The sequence below is a fragment of the Nocardia sp. NPDC058497 genome (genome assembly GCF_042720195.1).
GTDB lineage: Bacteria > Actinomycetota > Actinomycetes > Mycobacteriales > Mycobacteriaceae > Nocardia.
On the sequence record NZ_JBHXMY010000097.1, the window covers coordinates 1 to 14,273 of the forward strand.

Below are 14,273 nucleotides of genomic sequence, written 5' to 3' on the forward strand. Positions count from 1 at the left end.
GGTCGGACGAGGTGCCCCAGGACTGGGCGTCGGTCCGGACGATGCTGCTCTCGGTGCTGCGGCCGGTGACGCTCGGCCAGGACGGGCCACGGCCGCTGCATCGGGCGGCGTTCCCGTTCATCGATGAGGTGATCGTCGTCGATCTGCCGCGGACTCGGTCGTTCGTCTCGGTCGACCAGGCCGCGACATGGGGTGTCACCACCGAGCAGGTGTTCGCCGAAGCGCGGAACAATCTGGCGGCACTGTCGAAGCCCGGCTCGCCCGACGAATTGCAGATCCTGCGGTTCGTCGACGACGGGGATTCCTACTTCGCCTCGTGGCTGTTGGTGCCCGGCTGGCTCGCCGGATACGCGGGCGGACAATTCCGCCCGGTCGCCTTCATCGCCGAAAACGATTCGCTGCTGGTCGTTCCCGACGATCCGGAACTGCTGGTCGGGGTGTTCGAGATGGTGGAGCAGCAGTACCGCGACGCCGCCCGCCCGGTCTCACCGCAGGGCTACACCGTGAACGAGGACGGCGCCGTCGTCCCGTTCGACGAGGCGGGCGAGCACCCGTCGATGCCACTGGCGCTACGGGCCCGCGCCGGCCTGGCCGCGACCGAGTACAGCATCCAGACCGACTACCTCAACAACACCTTCGAAGAATTCCTGGAGCTGCCCGACCTCGACATCGACCCCGCCTACGCGGCCACCGTCAACTACGAGGAGTCCACCGACGGCGCCTTCACCTCGGTCGTCTGGGGCGAGGGCGTCGAATACCTGCTCCCCGAAACCGATGTCGTCCGCTTCCTGCGCCGCGACGACAACGACGAGGTCGAACTCCTCTGCACCGTCCCCTTCCCCACCGTCGTGGAAATCCTCGGCCTCACCCCCCTCCCCACCCTCGAACCCACCCGCTTCGAAGCCCGGAACTGGCCCGACCCCACCACCCTCGCCCGCCTCGTCGCCGCCGACATCGAACAGTAGCGCTCACTCCAGAGGTGGTGCGGTGGACCAGGTTTCGCCTGCGATGACGAGGTGGTCGAGGTAGCGCAGGCCTACGGTGGTGGCGGCTCGGGTGAGCAGGGTGCTGGCGCGGCGATCGTCGGGGCTTGGGGTCGGGTCGCCGGAGGGGTGGTTGTGGACGACGGCGAAGGCTCGGCCGTCGTGGCGCAGGACGGTGTTGAGGATTTCGCGGACGGGGACCGCCACGTGGTCGATGGCGCCTTCGGCGACGAAAGCGCGGTGGCGCAGGCGGTTCTGGGTGTCGCAGATGAGGACGAGCAGGCGTTCGACTCTGGCGCCGGCGAACAGGGGTACCGCGACGCGGGCGATGTCGTCGGGGGTGGTCAGTCGCGGTACCGATTCGGTGGTGCGGGAGCGGTTGCCGAGGTGGAACGCAGCGATCACCGTTGCCGCTTTGGCGGGACCGATACCAGCTCTGCGGGCCAGTTCCTCCGGTCGCGCTGCGGCCAGTTCGGCCAATCCGCCGTATTCGCAGAGCAATTGGGCCGCCATCTCCAGTACGGAAAGTCCCCGCGTGCCCTGTCCGAGCAACAGCGCCAGCAACTCACCGTCGCTGAGCGCGTGCGGGCCCAGTAGCAGCAGCCGCTCGCGCGGACGCTGGGTGACGGGCAGATTCGCGATCGGTACCGACATCGTTCCTCCTGCGGATCGGCGACGAGGACGATGTTCCCAGCAGGTACCGACAGATTCGCGGCGCAGCTATCCTTCGGCCACCGGTTCGGCGCCGACGACCGCGTCGGCTGGTGGTGCGCTGAAGATCGAATCGGCCATGAGCCGCTCCAGATTGCGAAGCTGGCGCTCGTGCACGACGATGCGCCGTAGCGCCTCGTTGACGGTCGCGTTGCTGTCGGCTGTGCCCATGATGTCGGCTGCCGCGGCCAGCAGGTGCTGATCGAGATCTATCCGCAGGGATCGCAATCGTCCTCCTTCGTCCGATCGCAATCTTGCGTTATTGGTCCCGCGCGCGTCCGCCGATTCACCGCGTCGTTACCGAATAACCGCGTTCGCAAGTACGCACAGCAACCGCGCGGAGCCGCGTCGATCACCGGTCAGCAAGCGCACAGAAAACGCTGATGATCGCCGGAATCAGCGGTAGAGCACGATCCGAACTGTGCAGTTTGCACAGTTGTGCGCGTCGTTGTTGTCGCCATGACGGCGCGGTGCTTGCCTGGAGGCATGTTCTCCGAGGCACAGCTGTACTCGCCGGTGACGCGCGAGCGCGATGGCGATGTCACCGTGCACCTGAGCGCCGATCACCCCGGCGTCAACGACGAGGTCTACCGCGCGCGGCGCAACGCCATCGCGGCCATGGCGCTGGATTACCCGAAGGGCGGGCCGATTCCGCACGTCGACTACACCGACGAGGAACAGCAGGTCTGGCGGATCGCCTCGGCGGAGCTGGCCCGCAAGCACGAGATCTACGCATGCGGCGAAGTGCGCGAGGCCGCGGCGAAGCTGGCCCTGCCGCGTGATCACATCCCGCAGCTCGACGAGGTCTCCAGCCTGCTCGGGCCGCTCACCGGCTTCAGCTACGTGCCTGCCGCGGGCCTGGTTCCGCTGCGCGATTTCTTCGGCTCCTTCGCCGAGCGCACCTTCCACTCGACTCAGTACATCCGCCACCACTCGGCGCCGCTGTACACCCCGGAACCCGACGCGATCCACGAGATCATCGGCCACGCCAACCAGATCGCGAGCCCGCGCTTCGCCGCGCTGTACGAGACGGTCGGCGCCGCGGTCGGCCGCTTGCAGACCCAGACCGCGCTCAAATTCCTGGCCGACGTGTTCTGGTTCTCGCTCGAGTTCGGCGTTGTCCGCGAGGGTGCCGAGATCCGCTGTTACGGCGCCGGATTGCTGTCGTCCTACGGCGAGATCGACGAGTTCCGCCACGCCCGGCTACGTCCGCTCGACGTCGCCGAAATGGGCACCATCGACTACGACATCACCCACTACCAGCCGGTGTTGTTCTGCGCGGAGTCGGTGGATCAGATCGTCGGCGTGCTCGGCGAATTCTTCGCGACCATGGACGACGAGACACCAGCCAGGCTCGGACATCGCCCGCCTTCGGTGGCATAGCGCCATTCGAAAACGTTGTTACAGAACACAGTTCGGTATTCTTCGGTTCTCATCTACTGAGATCTGGCAGGCGCGACGGACTGATCGGCTGTTACTTTCGACCGGTTCTTCGAGCTTTTTGAAAGGGTCGGGTAGACCGAAAATGACTGTGGATGTGACGGATACGCAAGCCGATCAGAACCCCGAGCCGGAAGCCCCGCTGTGGCTGCAGGGCCGCGAAGCGGTGATCGCCGCCGCGGCGCCGGAGGAATGGCGCGGCAACGTCCCCGACTACGCACTGAGCCACGAGGTGATCCCCCGCGAGCGCAGCACCGAGCACGCGCCCGGCTCGCTCGAGGCGATCGTCGAGGACCTGGTGAAGGTCTTCGAGATGGAGGTCTCGCACAAGGGCGATCCGGCCACCTGGCTGTCGGTGGTCGCCGAGCAGTATCGCGGCCGGGTCAACGGCGGCGAGTGGCAGGACGCCGAGGAGTTCGCGCGGATCGGCAGCTACAACATCCTGATCGGCGACAACCCGTTCTACGAGGCGGCGAACGAGACCTTCGAGTCCTCGCACAAGGTCTTCCACACCGCGTTCCCCGGCGGCTTCTTCTGGGAGGTCATCGAGGTGCTGTCCGGCCCGCCGACCGTGAGCTTCCGCTGGCGGCAGTGGGGAAAGTACGCGGGGGTGTGTATAAGAGACAGGGCCACCAGCCCACCGGCGAGCAGATCGAGATGTTCGGCGTGACCATCGCCCGCGTCAGCGAGGACCTGCGCATCCTCGAGCTGGAGCACTTCTACGACAACAACAAGCTGCTCGGCCCGCTGGCCCACGGCTGCCCGGTGCAGCACGGCAAGGCCGAATAGTCAGACCTGATCGCTGCCGTTCGGTGCCCCGCCAGGACCGAACGGCAGCGCGTCCTGATCGTCGGCGGTGGCCGCGCCGTCGCCCCAGGGGCTCGCTACGCTCTGAAGCGATGAAGATCCGCGAACTCGGCGTGCGCGCCGCCTGTACCCTCGGCGCCGCCGCGATCACCGCGGTCATGGCCTGTGCTCCCACCGCCACCGCCGTGCCGCCGACCGACGCACTGCCGAACAGCGGCTCGGGCACGACGACCACACCCCCGTTCACCACCCCGAACACCGACAGCTGCCCGCAGAAGACGCAGCCGCCGCCCCCGGTCGACACCTCCGAGGTGCCCGCGCCGGGCGAGCCGACGCCGAGCGCGCTGCCGGTGCCATCGCCCGCGATCGGCGGTGACCGGATGAACGAGTGCGGTGTCGTCCTGCCCAAGGGCACGCCCCCGGCGCCCGCCGACATCTCGGCCACCTCGTGGATGGTGTCGGACCTCGACACCGGCCGGGTACTCGCCGCCAAGGACCCGCACGGCCGCTACCGGCCGGCCAGCACCATCAAGGTCGCGCTCGCCATCGTCGCGCTGCGCACCCTCGATCTGGACACGGTCGTCATCGGCACGCAGGCCGACGCCGATGTCGACGGCACCAGGGTCGGCATCGGGCCCGGGGGCCGCTACACCAACCGCCAGCTCATGCAGGCGCTGATCATGTGCTCGGGCAACGACGCCGCCCATGCCATCGCCGCCCAGCTCGGCGGCGACAAGGCCGCCGTGGCCAAGATGAACGACGTGGCGAAGTCGTTGCGCGCCTTGGACACTCGCGCGGCGACCCCGTCCGGCCTGGACGGCCCCGGCATGAGCACCTCGGCCTACGACCTGTCGGTGCTGTTCCGCGAGGCGATGAACATCCCGCTGTTCGCCGAGCTCATCCACACCGAGCAGGTCGACTTCCCCGGCTACCCGGCCAACCCGGCGATCCCCGACGACTCCGACCACCCCGGCTTCCCGATCGCCAACGACAACCAGCTGCTCTACAACTACGAGGGCGCGATCGGCGGCAAGACCGGTTTCACCGACGACGCCCGGCAGACCTTCGTCGCCGCCGCCGAACGCGACGGGCACCGGCTGGTCGTCACCCTGCTCAAGGCCGATGTGCGCCCGATCCGGCCGTGGGAACAGGCCGCCCGCCTGCTCGATTACGGCTTCGCGCTCGACGCCGACGACCGGATCGGCAAGCTGCCCGAAGCAGGCAGCGAGGCAGTGCAACCCACCGTGCCGCTGGCCTCACCCCCGCCGCGCGCCGACGGCTCGCAGGCCCATCCCGACCGGCAGCCGCATCAGGCCGCGCGCGTGGCCACCCTGATCGGCGCGCCGCTGTTCGTCATGGTGGTGCTGCTCTGGATCCGCCGGGCGTATCGGCACAGGCGCTGACTCAGCGGCGCTTGCCGAACACCATCAGCGCCAGCGCGGCGATCGCGCCCGCACCGAAGTAGGCCGCGCCCGCCCCGGTCGAGATACCCTGCTCCACCACGCGCGGCCGGATGACCACCGCGTTCGGTGGCGCGATATCGGCGCTGCGCTCGTTGTCGGCCGAGGTCGCCGCCCACGCGGTGGCGAACAGCAGAATCCGATAGGTGATGTAGCTGAACACCATCAGGCCGATGATCGAGCCGAATGTCGCGCCCGCCGGACTGCGCAGCACCATCTGCAGGTAGAACGCGGCGAGAAGCTTGAACACCTCGAACGCGATGGCCGCCAGCGCCGCCGCCCGCGCGGCACTGCGCAGCGAGACCGGCTCGCGCGGCAGCCGCGCGATCATCCAGGCGAACACCGCCCACGAGGCGAGCAGGCCGAGCGCGATCGACACCACCGTCAGTACCACCGACACACCCGGCAGATGATCGGCATTGATCGCCGCGAGCAGTTGCTCACCGAGCCCGCTCGAGGCGATCGCGGACAGCCCGAGCGAGACCACGAACGCCAGGCCGAGGCCGACGAGCGCGCCGAGATCCGACAGTTTGCTTCGCCACCAAGGACTTTCGGGGCTCTGCACCCCCCACTGCTCGGTGAGCGCCGCGCGCAGGTTCGAGATCCAGCCGAGCCCGGTGTAGAGACCGACGACCAGACCGAGCAGGCCGACGGTGCCGCGCGAGCGGATCGCCTGGTCGATGAGGTCGTTGATCTGGGTGCCGAAGGAACCTGGGATGTTCTCCTTGACGCTGTCCTGGAGCTGGGTCAGCAGGTCGGGCTGTCCGGCCAGGATGAACCCCGCCACCGAGAAGGCCACCATCAGCAGCGGAAACAGTGACAGCACAGTGAAATAGGTGATGCCCGCGGCGTAGTAGTCGCCGCGTTGACGCTGGAATCGCCCGCCCGCCCTGACCAGATGATCCAGCCAGGGCCTGCGCCCGATCTGCTTCTCGACCGCGGCCGAGATATTGTCGACGACCTGCATGGCACGCGCCCCTTCAGCCAAAACCTCAGGCGCGCATCGGGTCAGCGAGCCAGGAAGCCCACCCGGTCGTACACCTGAGCCAGTGTGTTGCCTGCGATCTCACGCGCCCGCTCGGCACCCGCGGCGAGGATCCGATCCAGTTCGGCCTGATCGGACAGGTACTCCTGCACCTTCTTCTGGACGGGGGTGACGAATTCGACCAGCGCGTCGGCCACGTCGGCCTTGAGATCACCGTAGCCCTTGCCCTCGAAATTCTCCTCCAGTGTCACGATCGGAGTTTCGGTGAGCGAGCTCAGGATGACGAGCAGGTTGCTCACGCCCGCCTTGTTCTCCGGGTCGTAGCGGATCTCGCGCTCGGTGTCGGTGACCGCCGACTTGACCCGCTTCGCGGTGATCTTCGGGTCGTCGAGCAGGTTGATCAGGCCGGCGTCGGTGGAGGCCGACTTGCTCATCTTCGCGGTCGGATCCTGCAGGTCGAAGATCTTCGCGGTGCCCTTGACGATGTGCGGCTCGGGCACGACGAAGGTCTTCTTGAAGCGGGTGTTGAAGCGCTGGGCCAGGTTTCGGGTCAGCTCCAGATGCTGGCGCTGATCCTCGCCGACCGGCACCTGGTGCGGGCGGTAGAGCAGGATGTCGGCGGCCATCAGCACCGGGTAGGTGAACAGGCCGACGGTCGCGTTCTCCGCGCCCTGCTTGACCGACTTGTCCTTGAACTGGGTCATCCGGCTGGCCTCACCGAAACCGGTGATGCAGCTCAGGACCCAGGTCAGCTCGGCGTGCTCGGGCACCTGGCTCTGCACGAACAGGGTGGACTTGGCCGGGTCGACACCGAGCGCGAGCAGCTGCGCGACGGCGCCCTTGGTGCGGGCCCGCAGCGCCTTGGGGTCCTGACTGACGGTGATCGCGTGCATGTCCGGGATGAAGTACAGCGCGTCGTACTCGTCCTGCATGGTCACCCAGTACTGCAGCGCACCCAGGTAGTTGCCGAGGTGGAAGGAGTCGCTGGTGGGCTGGATGCCCGACAGCACCCGCTGCTTGCGTTCGGCCGTCGCGGCCGGGGCAGGACTGGACATGCCCCTGATCTTTCCATGGACCTCAAGCGGAATTTCGCTGCACCCAATTGCGTGGATCGACGCCGGGCATGCTCGGCTTGCCCGCCTTGACCATTCGCTGTTCGCGGCGGGCCAGCAGCTGGTACGAGGGTGTGCTCGGCCCGGCGAGCGCACCGGCCAGTACCCGGGGCGCCAGCGGCGGGGCGACGTGCGCGGTGCGCAGGCTGCGGCACAGCGTGCTGTAGGCGAGCTGATCGGCGATCCCCCACTCGATGCCGTACATCCGCCGGATCCGGTCCGGGAGACTGCCCTGCACCAGCAGATACAGCGCAGTACCGACCTGCTCGGCGGGCGGGCGCAGCCGGTAGGCCTTGCGGTGGCCCGCCAGGTAGGAACCGACCAGGTTGGCCTCGTCGGTGAGGAACAGTTCCGCGGAGTTCAGGTAGCCGTCGAAGTAGCGGCGGAAGGCCGGGTAGTCGGCGGGCGCCGCGTCGCGCGGCATGCCGAACAGCTCGCCCAAGCGGACGTAGTCCTGGTAGAGGTCCTCGCGTTCGGTCGCGGTGAGCTCGCGCACCAGCCGGTCGTACATCGCCTCGGCCGAGTCGAAGGTGAAGGCCATGGTCATGAACATCAGGTGCGGATCGTGGGCCGCGTAGGCGGTGCCCGCCGGATGGTGTGCGCCCGCGTCCTCGGGCAGGGTGCCCACGACCTTGTCGTGCTTGCGCCGGGTGAAGGCCAGGGCGCGGTCGGCTTCGGCCTTGCTGCCGAGGAAGACCGCCTCGAACAGGGCGCCGGTGACGGCCAGCCGGGTGTAGGGCGTCGCGCGATGCGCGGTGTGCTCGCTGGTGCCGACGAACAGCAGCGGATGGACCGCGCCGATCACCAGGGCACGCACGCCGTAGGTCAGGCCAACCGCCCGCTTGCTCATCACCCGTCGGATCATCGAATCGTCGGCGAAATATCCGGGTTCGCCCTGCCGTGCGGCCATGCTGCGCCTCCTCGTCGAGTGCATCTGGCAATAGAATCCACCAGATTCGGTAATCTGGCAAGAGTCTCTACCAGAAATTCACCGGCGGAGGGCGGCACGCAGAATGGATGCTGTGACAGCACAACGGACATACGGTGGCGTCTCGGCGCAACAGCGACGGGCCCAGCGCCGTACCGCCCTGCTGGACGCGGCGCTCGATATCGTCGCCGAAGAGGGGCAGGCCAAGCTCACCGTCGCCGGGCTGTGCGCCCGCGCCGGTCTCAACGAGCGCTACTACTACGAGAATTTCGAGCATCGCGAAAGCGTGCTGGAGGCCCTGCTCGACCGCATCGCCGAGGAACTGACCGGCGCGATCGTGGCGGCGTTGACCACCGCGCCCCCCGACAGCCGGTCCCAGTCGCATGCCGCGATCGACGCGGGCATCTCGGTGCTCACCGACGATCCGCGCAAGGCACAGGCGGCGCTGATCGCGGGCATGGCGACCCCGGAGTTGCGGGCGCGCACCGCCCGCACGGTGCGGGCCTTCGCCCGGCTGGTCGCCGCGGAAGGCACCGGTTTCTATGGGGTCGAGGTCCCGCAGAACCTGGTCGACTTCCGCGCGATCTATCTCATCGGCGGACTGACCCAGACCCTGACGACCTGGCTGGCCGGCGACCTCGACCTCACCCGCGAGGAACTGATCGACCAGGTCACCGAGGTATTCGTGCTCCTCGGCGACGACCTCGCGGGCCGCTACCGCTGACCGACAGCCGGCACCGCGGGCCGACCAGCGCGACCTGCTAGGGCTGGGCCGGGAGCGGGTGGCAGCGGAAACTACGCCCGCGTGGTCACCGATTACGGCGCACAGTGACCGGGCGGCATGCCCTCGCACTTCGAGGAGGAACCTGCGCCGATCTCGATGATGTCACGCAGGACTCCGTCCAGGATCTCGCTGGACCCGGCAGACGGTTCCGCGATCAGCCGCACGTTCGTCTGCTGGTCGTAGGTCGCCGGACCAGCGTGAGCCGCCGCCATGCCGGTGGCCGCGGCCATGATCGCAGTGAGAACGCTCGCGCTCACCAGTACTCGCTTCATTGTGATCTCCTCAACGACGCGGTCTCGGGTGACCTCGTCGGGGAGGACGTTAGGGGGCCTGAACAGGCTGGGACAGACGTCAATTCCCAGGGCAGCGCCCCTACCGCCGACTATCTGCGCAGAGTTCCGGTCCGCCGAACCTCGACGTGCCTGCGACCGGCCCCAGCCGCGCGAGCCGGACATCGGCAGCCTCATGGAACCGGCCGGTCGATCAGGGCGACGGCGCCGAACGCGTCCGGTTCGCCCTGCAGCACCACCCGGAACACCACGTCGCGGCGGGCCCAGTACCCGGCGCAGTCACGCACCGCGCTGGCGAACCAGTCGCGCTCGGTGGGCTGCTCGGCGAGCACTTCGGCGGAGGTGCGGATCACCGCGACATAGCCGGGAGCATCACCGACGAAATCGTCCAGATCGCGCAGGCACTCGTCGAAGGCGTCCTTGTTCGCACCGAAGTAGTACGGGAACTGGAAGGCCGCGGCGAACTCGTCGAAGAGCGCGGCGACGGTGCGCATCTTCGGGCCACGCAGCTCGCGCACCCGGTAGTCGGCGGGCGCATCGTAGCGCACGCCGCTGAACTGGGGGGCATCGACCGCCAGCGCGCCGAACACCGGCCGGGGTGCGGTCGGCGCGGCGGCGGTGGGACGAGCAAGGAACTGCGACAGCGGCATTCGCGACGTCATCAGCGCATCCTCGTAAAGGTCTCGTAGTGGTCGCCGGTGTACCAGGCCGAGCCGTCACCGCCGGTGACGATGCGTTCGGCATCCCGGCCCCTGTTGCGCTGCTTGGGGTTGACGTCCCACTCCTGGTACTTCACCGGCTTGCCCGCCGAATCCTTCGGTGGCAGTTTGGTTCCCCGGTTCATCCACTGCTCACCCCCCTTGGTACCCGGCGCGTTCGCCGAATCCGGCCAGCGCCCCGCATCGATCTCGACGAGGGTCGTATACGCGCGATCGGGCACCCCCGCCACCTTGGTGACCGGCGCCGCGCTGGCATTCCCGGCGGGCGGCCCCGGCTTAGGCGCGGCCTTGGTGGTGGTGACCCCGGCGACCGCACGCGTGGTGGTCGCCGTCATGGTGTCGTTGCCGCCACGTCCGGTGAACAGGGTGAACCCCACCGCGAGGACGATGAGCAGCAGTCCGCCGAGCAGTCCGAGCGTTTTACGCGAGAGATTCACCCGCACTGCACAGTCAAGGGAGCGTGGTCGGACGACCGCTGGTCGTAGGCATCGACAGGTCCGACCACAGCCTGCTTGGCACGGTCAGGCAGCTCCCTGCTGGTAGCGCGGCTATCAGTCATGACAGACGAATCTACGTCACCAACGCGCCAGCTCGAGCACGGACGCAACGTCATGACCACCCGTAGATGGCGGAAGCTGGGGCCGACACGAGCGAACGCGACGACTAGCCCCGAGGGCCTTCAGTAGTCCGCACTGAAGCCGATAGCCGGCGGCGCGCTGGCGTGAACGTCGCTTGCCTCCGCGGCGGTCAACCACGCATCCAAGTTGTCGAGAGAACCGCGACACACAACCCGGTATGGCGAACTCAGCTCCCACCCGTATGGCGGTTCGGGGGCACGCCGAACCGACAACGACCGAAGAACGGCACGCTCCGCGAGCGCATCCAACCGTTGCTGTACCGCGTCGCTCACCTGGTGCCCCGCTTCGGCTCCCACTTGTCGAGCGCTGCCAACAGTCGACGAATGATTGTCGGCGGGGCAACCTCCACCTGATATGGCCGCTTGGTATCCGGTATCCGTTTAGGCAGTGTCACTTTCCCCTCCTGGTGCTCGGCCGATGGCTGCACACCCGACGCTCAGGGCCCTCCACCGTGCGCCGGGGTGCTGTCAGCAATTCTGCTCCGCGTGAGGCGAAACCGCCTACGCTAGACATATGCGCCTGAAATACGCTGGAACCATGAACACGACAGGCGATGTGATCCGGCGTCGCCGGAAGCAGCTGGACATGTCCCAAGCCGCTCTCGGGCGGCTTGTTGGGGTGGATCAGAAAACGATCAGCAGATACGAGTCCGGCGAGCTGACGCCGGACCTCATCACCGGCACCAAGCTTGCCGATGTCCTCGGTGTCTCCGTCAACGAACTAGCCGGGCGCGCATCCCGCACGCTCGACCTGTCTGGCGATTGGTGGGCCGCTTGGCAGACATGGGGAGACACCGGCGAGCGGGTAGACCTACACGAACTAGTGCCTCGTCAAGCAACCTTCGGTAGGTAATCCGGTCGCCGGATCTTGGAGTTGACGGCGAAGTCTCGTTTGGGACGGGCGTGCTGGTTGTGCCAGCGGATGTAGGCGCCGATCGCGGCGTCCTGCTCGCCGTGGCTGCGGTGATCGGTGCCGTTCAACGCGAAGTAGCGCAGCGCCGCGAATTCGGACTCGATCCAGTTCAACCACGACGAATACGTCGGCAAGAACACCAACTCCACGTCATGAGCCGCGGCCCAGTCCCGGACCTCGGCCCGCTTGTGCGGGGAGAAGTTGTCGGCGATGACGTAAAGCTTGTCGTCGGGCCAGCGGGCTCGCAGCGACTTCAGCAACCCGAGAAACTCCTGCCACCGCTTACGGTCACGGATCCGGTAGTGGATCTTCCCGGTAGCCAGATCCAGTGCACCGAGCAGGTGTCGAACACCCTGAGTGCGGCGGTAGGTCGCCCGCAACCGTCTGGGCTTGCGCTGCGGGAACCAGCCGCGACCAGCGCGGGGTTGCAGGTTCAACGGCCCGAACTCATCGACACAGACCACTCGCCCGTCGGCCGGTCGCTGGTCGTAGAGGTCGAGGATGCGGTTCATCTTGGTGGCGAACTCGGGATCAGTGCCGGCTTTCCAGGTCTTGACCGCCTGCCACGACACACCCTCGGCTTTCAAGATCTTGCGCAGTGTTTCCCGGCTGATGGCAGCGATCTTGTTGGTGGCCAGCACTTCTCGTAGTTTCGACAGGCTCCATACCGAGAACGGCCAGCCGAGGTCGCGCGGGCAGCACCGGGCGATACAGGCGATGCGTTCACGCGTTGCCCGGTCCACCTTCTTCGATCTGCCCGCGCTCCATTTTGGGTCCAGCGCCTCGAACCCCCGTTCGTTGAAGTCGTGGATCACTTGCCGCACATAGGCTTCGCTGACCTGCATCAACCGGGCGATCGCGGGGACCGGCTGGCGTTGGGCCGAGGCCATCACCACGATCGCACGCCGCATCCTGATCGGTTGTTTGCTTGTTTTCGTGATCTTCTGCAACCGGCGGCCCTCGTCCGGGGTCACCTCTCGCACAAACACTTCCGGCTTCCTGGCCACCGGCATCACCTCCACCGGGGAGCATCACCGGTCGCAGGCGCGCGATCAACTCGACACCCGGTTACCGAGGCAACCTTCCTGGACGAGGCACTAGGGATGGTGCAAGACGGTTCGTTCCTCGAGCTGGACGGAGCCCGCGCCCGCCCAGTAGACGAGGGTTCGTACACATGGCGTGGCGAACTTCGCCTGTGGGACAACGAATCTCTGATGGGCTGGTACGTCGCGACCGAGGGCGCGGTGAGGTCCAAAGGATCGTTGTACTTCGCGCTGCATCCGCAAGGGCTCGCGCTGGCCGGTTCGTGGGTGGGCCAATCCGCTGCCGGGCTCGTGATTCGTGGATGGGGCGCGATCGTTCGGCACAAGCGGCTCGCCGAACCGTTGATAGACCTACTCAGGGCTACTGATGGAAACTTGACCGCATGGCCGAAGAGTCTCTAGTCACCGTCACGATTACCGCTGAAACCGCAGAGTGGCTAGCCGAGTTCACTCGACGTCTGGTGGCAGACCGGCTGGCCGCGTGCGGGAACATCGTCCCGGCGGTGCGGTCGATCTACTCGTGGAACGGTGAAGTCCAGGACGACGCCGAAGCGTTGGTGTTGATCCACACCCGTGCATCACTGGTCGACGCGATTATCCGTCGAGCGGACGACGAACACCCGTACGACACTCCCCAGGTGTTGGCCGTGCCGCTTACCGGCGCACACCCGGGGTATGCAGATTGGGTGGTCGAACAGACCATTGGTTGATCAGGGCAAACCGGAGCCGGGCAAGCTGCGTGCTCACCGGTACTGCACCGTCACGGGAGCGTGGTCGGACCAGCGCTGGTCGTAGGCGTCGGCGCGTTCGACGACGGCTTGCTTGGCGCGGGTGGTCAGCTCGCCCAAGGCGAGCTGATAATCGATCCTCCACCCGGAGTCGTTGTCGAAGGCTCGGCCGCGGTAGGACCACCAGCTGTAGGGGCCCGCGATGTCGGGGTGCAGGGCGCGCACCACGTCGACGTAGCCCGCGGCCAGGAGTTCGGCGATCCAGGCGCGTTCCTCGGGGAGGAAGCCGGCCGACTTCTGGTTGCCCTTCCAGTTCTTGAGGTCGACTTCGGCGGGGGCGATATTCCAGTCGCCGCTCACCACGAACTCGCCGGTGCGCGTCTTCAGATAGGCGCCCAGCTCGGCCATGAACCGGTACTTCTCGTCCTGCTTCGGGGTGTTCTCCTCGCCCGAGTGCACGTACACACTGGCCACGGTGACCTCACCGAAGTCGGCCTCGAGGTAGCGCCCCGAGGCAGCGAACTCGCTGCTCCCGAACCCGATCCGCACCGCGTCGGGCGCGCGCCGCGACAGAATCCCGACCCCTGCCCGCCCCTTCGACTCCGGTTCCGCGTGCGAGAGCACCCACCCAGCGTCGAGCGCGGGCGCCAGCGCGGTGGCGACCTGCGTATCGGTCGCCCTGGTCTCCTGCAGGCACACGATGTCGGCTTCGGTCGCGTCCAGCCACGACAAC

Annotated in this window: 18 protein-coding genes; 8 read left to right on the forward strand and 10 right to left on the reverse strand. The window is 67.3% G+C overall.

The annotated features are described in order from the left end of the window. A partial coding sequence (locus ACFWPJ_RS09720; protein ID WP_378849240.1) for a hypothetical protein occupies positions 1-965 on the forward strand: 965 nt, incomplete at its 5' end. Positions 966-968: 3 nt separating this feature from the next. On the opposite strand, the gene ACFWPJ_RS09725 is transcribed toward ACFWPJ_RS09720, so the two are convergent. Further along, entirely contained in the window at positions 969-1,637 is a 669-nt protein-coding gene (locus tag ACFWPJ_RS09725) for a RadC family protein (protein WP_378849241.1), read from the reverse strand. A gap of 66 nt (positions 1,638-1,703) precedes the next feature. After that, a complete protein-coding gene (locus ACFWPJ_RS09730) occupies positions 1,704-1,922 on the reverse strand; it encodes a type II toxin-antitoxin system VapB family antitoxin (RefSeq protein WP_378849243.1) in 219 nt (72 codons plus the stop codon). A gap of 258 nt (positions 1,923-2,180) precedes the next feature. Here ACFWPJ_RS09730 and ACFWPJ_RS09735 point away from each other — a divergent pair, with 258 nt between their 5' ends. The 4 genes from ACFWPJ_RS09735 (at position 2,181) to ACFWPJ_RS09750 (ending at position 5,344) form a co-directional block, all read left to right on the forward strand. After that, on the forward strand, positions 2,181-3,077 hold the full coding sequence (locus ACFWPJ_RS09735; RefSeq protein ID WP_378849244.1) for a phenylalanine 4-monooxygenase: 897 nt from the start codon (positions 2,181-2,183) through the stop codon (positions 3,075-3,077). A gap of 154 nt (positions 3,078-3,231) precedes the next feature. Further along, a complete protein-coding gene (locus ACFWPJ_RS09740; protein WP_378849246.1) occupies positions 3,232-3,804 on the forward strand; it encodes a SnoaL-like polyketide cyclase in 573 nt (190 codons plus the stop codon). After that, positions 3,792-3,923, forward strand: a complete 132-nt coding sequence (locus tag ACFWPJ_RS09745; RefSeq protein WP_378849248.1) for a hypothetical protein — start codon at positions 3,792-3,794, stop codon at positions 3,921-3,923. The genes ACFWPJ_RS09740 and ACFWPJ_RS09745 overlap by 13 nt, the downstream gene beginning before the upstream one ends. Before the next feature lie 110 nt (positions 3,924-4,033). Next, entirely contained in the window at positions 4,034-5,344 is a 1,311-nt protein-coding gene (locus ACFWPJ_RS09750; protein WP_378849249.1) for a D-alanyl-D-alanine carboxypeptidase family protein, read from the forward strand. A gap of 1 nt (position 5,345) precedes the next feature. Here the strand turns inward: ACFWPJ_RS09750 and yhjD are convergent, their stop codons facing one another. The 3 genes from yhjD to ACFWPJ_RS09765 are packed head-to-tail and all read right to left on the reverse strand — an operon-like array spanning position 5,346 to position 8,408. Continuing rightward, entirely contained in the window at positions 5,346-6,368 is a 1,023-nt protein-coding gene (yhjD, locus tag ACFWPJ_RS09755) for an inner membrane protein YhjD (protein ID WP_378849251.1), read from the reverse strand. A gap of 41 nt (positions 6,369-6,409) precedes the next feature. Continuing rightward, entirely contained in the window at positions 6,410-7,441 is a 1,032-nt protein-coding gene (trpS, locus tag ACFWPJ_RS09760) for a tryptophan--tRNA ligase (RefSeq protein ID WP_378849253.1), read from the reverse strand. 22 nt (positions 7,442-7,463) lie between these two features. Next, complete coding sequence (locus tag ACFWPJ_RS09765; RefSeq protein WP_378849255.1) at positions 7,464-8,408, reverse strand: oxygenase MpaB family protein; 945 nt, start codon at positions 8,406-8,408, stop codon at positions 7,464-7,466. A 103-nt stretch (positions 8,409-8,511) separates the two neighbouring features. On the opposite strand from ACFWPJ_RS09765, the gene ACFWPJ_RS09770 reads away from it, so the two are divergent. Further along, entirely contained in the window at positions 8,512-9,150 is a 639-nt protein-coding gene (locus tag ACFWPJ_RS09770) for a TetR/AcrR family transcriptional regulator (protein WP_378849257.1), read from the forward strand. A 92-nt stretch (positions 9,151-9,242) separates the two neighbouring features. Here ACFWPJ_RS09770 and ACFWPJ_RS09775 read toward each other — a convergent pair whose 3' ends face one another. From ACFWPJ_RS09775 to ACFWPJ_RS09785, 3 genes are all read right to left on the reverse strand, one after another. Continuing rightward, on the reverse strand, positions 9,243-9,482 hold the full coding sequence (locus ACFWPJ_RS09775; protein ID WP_378849259.1) for a hypothetical protein: 240 nt from the start codon (positions 9,480-9,482) through the stop codon (positions 9,243-9,245). A 191-nt stretch (positions 9,483-9,673) separates the two neighbouring features. Next, complete coding sequence (locus ACFWPJ_RS09780) at positions 9,674-10,162, reverse strand: barstar family protein (RefSeq protein WP_378849261.1); 489 nt, start codon at positions 10,160-10,162, stop codon at positions 9,674-9,676. Beyond that, on the reverse strand, positions 10,162-10,656 hold the full coding sequence (locus tag ACFWPJ_RS09785; protein WP_378849263.1) for a ribonuclease domain-containing protein: 495 nt from the start codon (positions 10,654-10,656) through the stop codon (positions 10,162-10,164). The genes ACFWPJ_RS09780 and ACFWPJ_RS09785 overlap by 1 nt, the downstream gene beginning before the upstream one ends. A 738-nt stretch (positions 10,657-11,394) precedes the next feature. On the opposite strand from ACFWPJ_RS09785, the gene ACFWPJ_RS09790 reads away from it, so the two are divergent. Further along, positions 11,395-11,709, forward strand: a complete 315-nt coding sequence (locus ACFWPJ_RS09790; RefSeq protein ID WP_378849265.1) for a helix-turn-helix transcriptional regulator — start codon at positions 11,395-11,397, stop codon at positions 11,707-11,709. Here the strand turns inward: ACFWPJ_RS09790 and ACFWPJ_RS09795 are convergent. Beyond that, positions 11,688-12,776: an IS630 family transposase gene (locus ACFWPJ_RS09795; RefSeq protein WP_378849267.1), complete on the reverse strand. Its 1,089-nt coding sequence runs from the start codon at positions 12,774-12,776 to the stop codon at positions 11,688-11,690. The genes ACFWPJ_RS09790 and ACFWPJ_RS09795 overlap by 22 nt on opposite strands. Before the next feature lie 419 nt (positions 12,777-13,195). Between ACFWPJ_RS09795 and cutA the strand changes: the two genes are divergently transcribed. Further along, positions 13,196-13,522: a divalent-cation tolerance protein CutA gene (gene cutA, locus ACFWPJ_RS09800; protein WP_378849269.1), complete on the forward strand. Its 327-nt coding sequence runs from the start codon at positions 13,196-13,198 to the stop codon at positions 13,520-13,522. Positions 13,523-13,555: 33 nt separating this feature from the next. Here the strand turns inward: cutA and ACFWPJ_RS09805 are convergent, their stop codons facing one another. Then, positions 13,556-14,272 (reverse strand): exodeoxyribonuclease III, encoded by a 717-nt coding sequence (locus tag ACFWPJ_RS09805; protein WP_378849271.1) that lies wholly within the window; start codon positions 14,270-14,272, stop codon positions 13,556-13,558. Position 14,273 lies beyond the last annotated feature (1 nt).

What these genes read in the sequence shown, in the direction of transcription:
- ACFWPJ_RS09725 (WP_378849241.1), bottom strand. Translation starts at nt 1,637, where the DNA reads ATGTCGGTACCGATCGCGAATCTGCCCGTCACCCAGCGTCCGCGCGAG.
- ACFWPJ_RS09735 (WP_378849244.1), top strand. Translation starts at nt 2,181, where the DNA reads ATGTTCTCCGAGGCACAGCTGTACTCGCCGGTGACGCGCGAGCGCGAT.
- ACFWPJ_RS09745 (WP_378849248.1), top strand. Translation starts at nt 3,792, where the DNA reads ATGTTCGGCGTGACCATCGCCCGCGTCAGCGAGGACCTGCGCATCCTC.
- ACFWPJ_RS09750 (WP_378849249.1), top strand. Translation starts at nt 4,034, where the DNA reads ATGAAGATCCGCGAACTCGGCGTGCGCGCCGCCTGTACCCTCGGCGCC.
- yhjD (WP_378849251.1), bottom strand. Translation starts at nt 6,368, where the DNA reads ATGCAGGTCGTCGACAATATCTCGGCCGCGGTCGAGAAGCAGATCGGG.
- trpS (WP_378849253.1), bottom strand. Translation starts at nt 7,441, where the DNA reads ATGTCCAGTCCTGCCCCGGCCGCGACGGCCGAACGCAAGCAGCGGGTG.
- ACFWPJ_RS09765 (WP_378849255.1), bottom strand. Translation starts at nt 8,408, where the DNA reads ATGGCCGCACGGCAGGGCGAACCCGGATATTTCGCCGACGATTCGATG.
- ACFWPJ_RS09770 (WP_378849257.1), top strand. Translation starts at nt 8,512, where the DNA reads ATGGATGCTGTGACAGCACAACGGACATACGGTGGCGTCTCGGCGCAA.
- ACFWPJ_RS09775 (WP_378849259.1), bottom strand. Translation starts at nt 9,482, where the DNA reads ATGAAGCGAGTACTGGTGAGCGCGAGCGTTCTCACTGCGATCATGGCC.
- ACFWPJ_RS09780 (WP_378849261.1), bottom strand. Translation starts at nt 10,162, where the DNA reads ATGACGTCGCGAATGCCGCTGTCGCAGTTCCTTGCTCGTCCCACCGCC.
- ACFWPJ_RS09790 (WP_378849265.1), top strand. Translation starts at nt 11,395, where the DNA reads ATGAACACGACAGGCGATGTGATCCGGCGTCGCCGGAAGCAGCTGGAC.
- cutA (WP_378849269.1), top strand. Translation starts at nt 13,196, where the DNA reads ATGGCCGAAGAGTCTCTAGTCACCGTCACGATTACCGCTGAAACCGCA.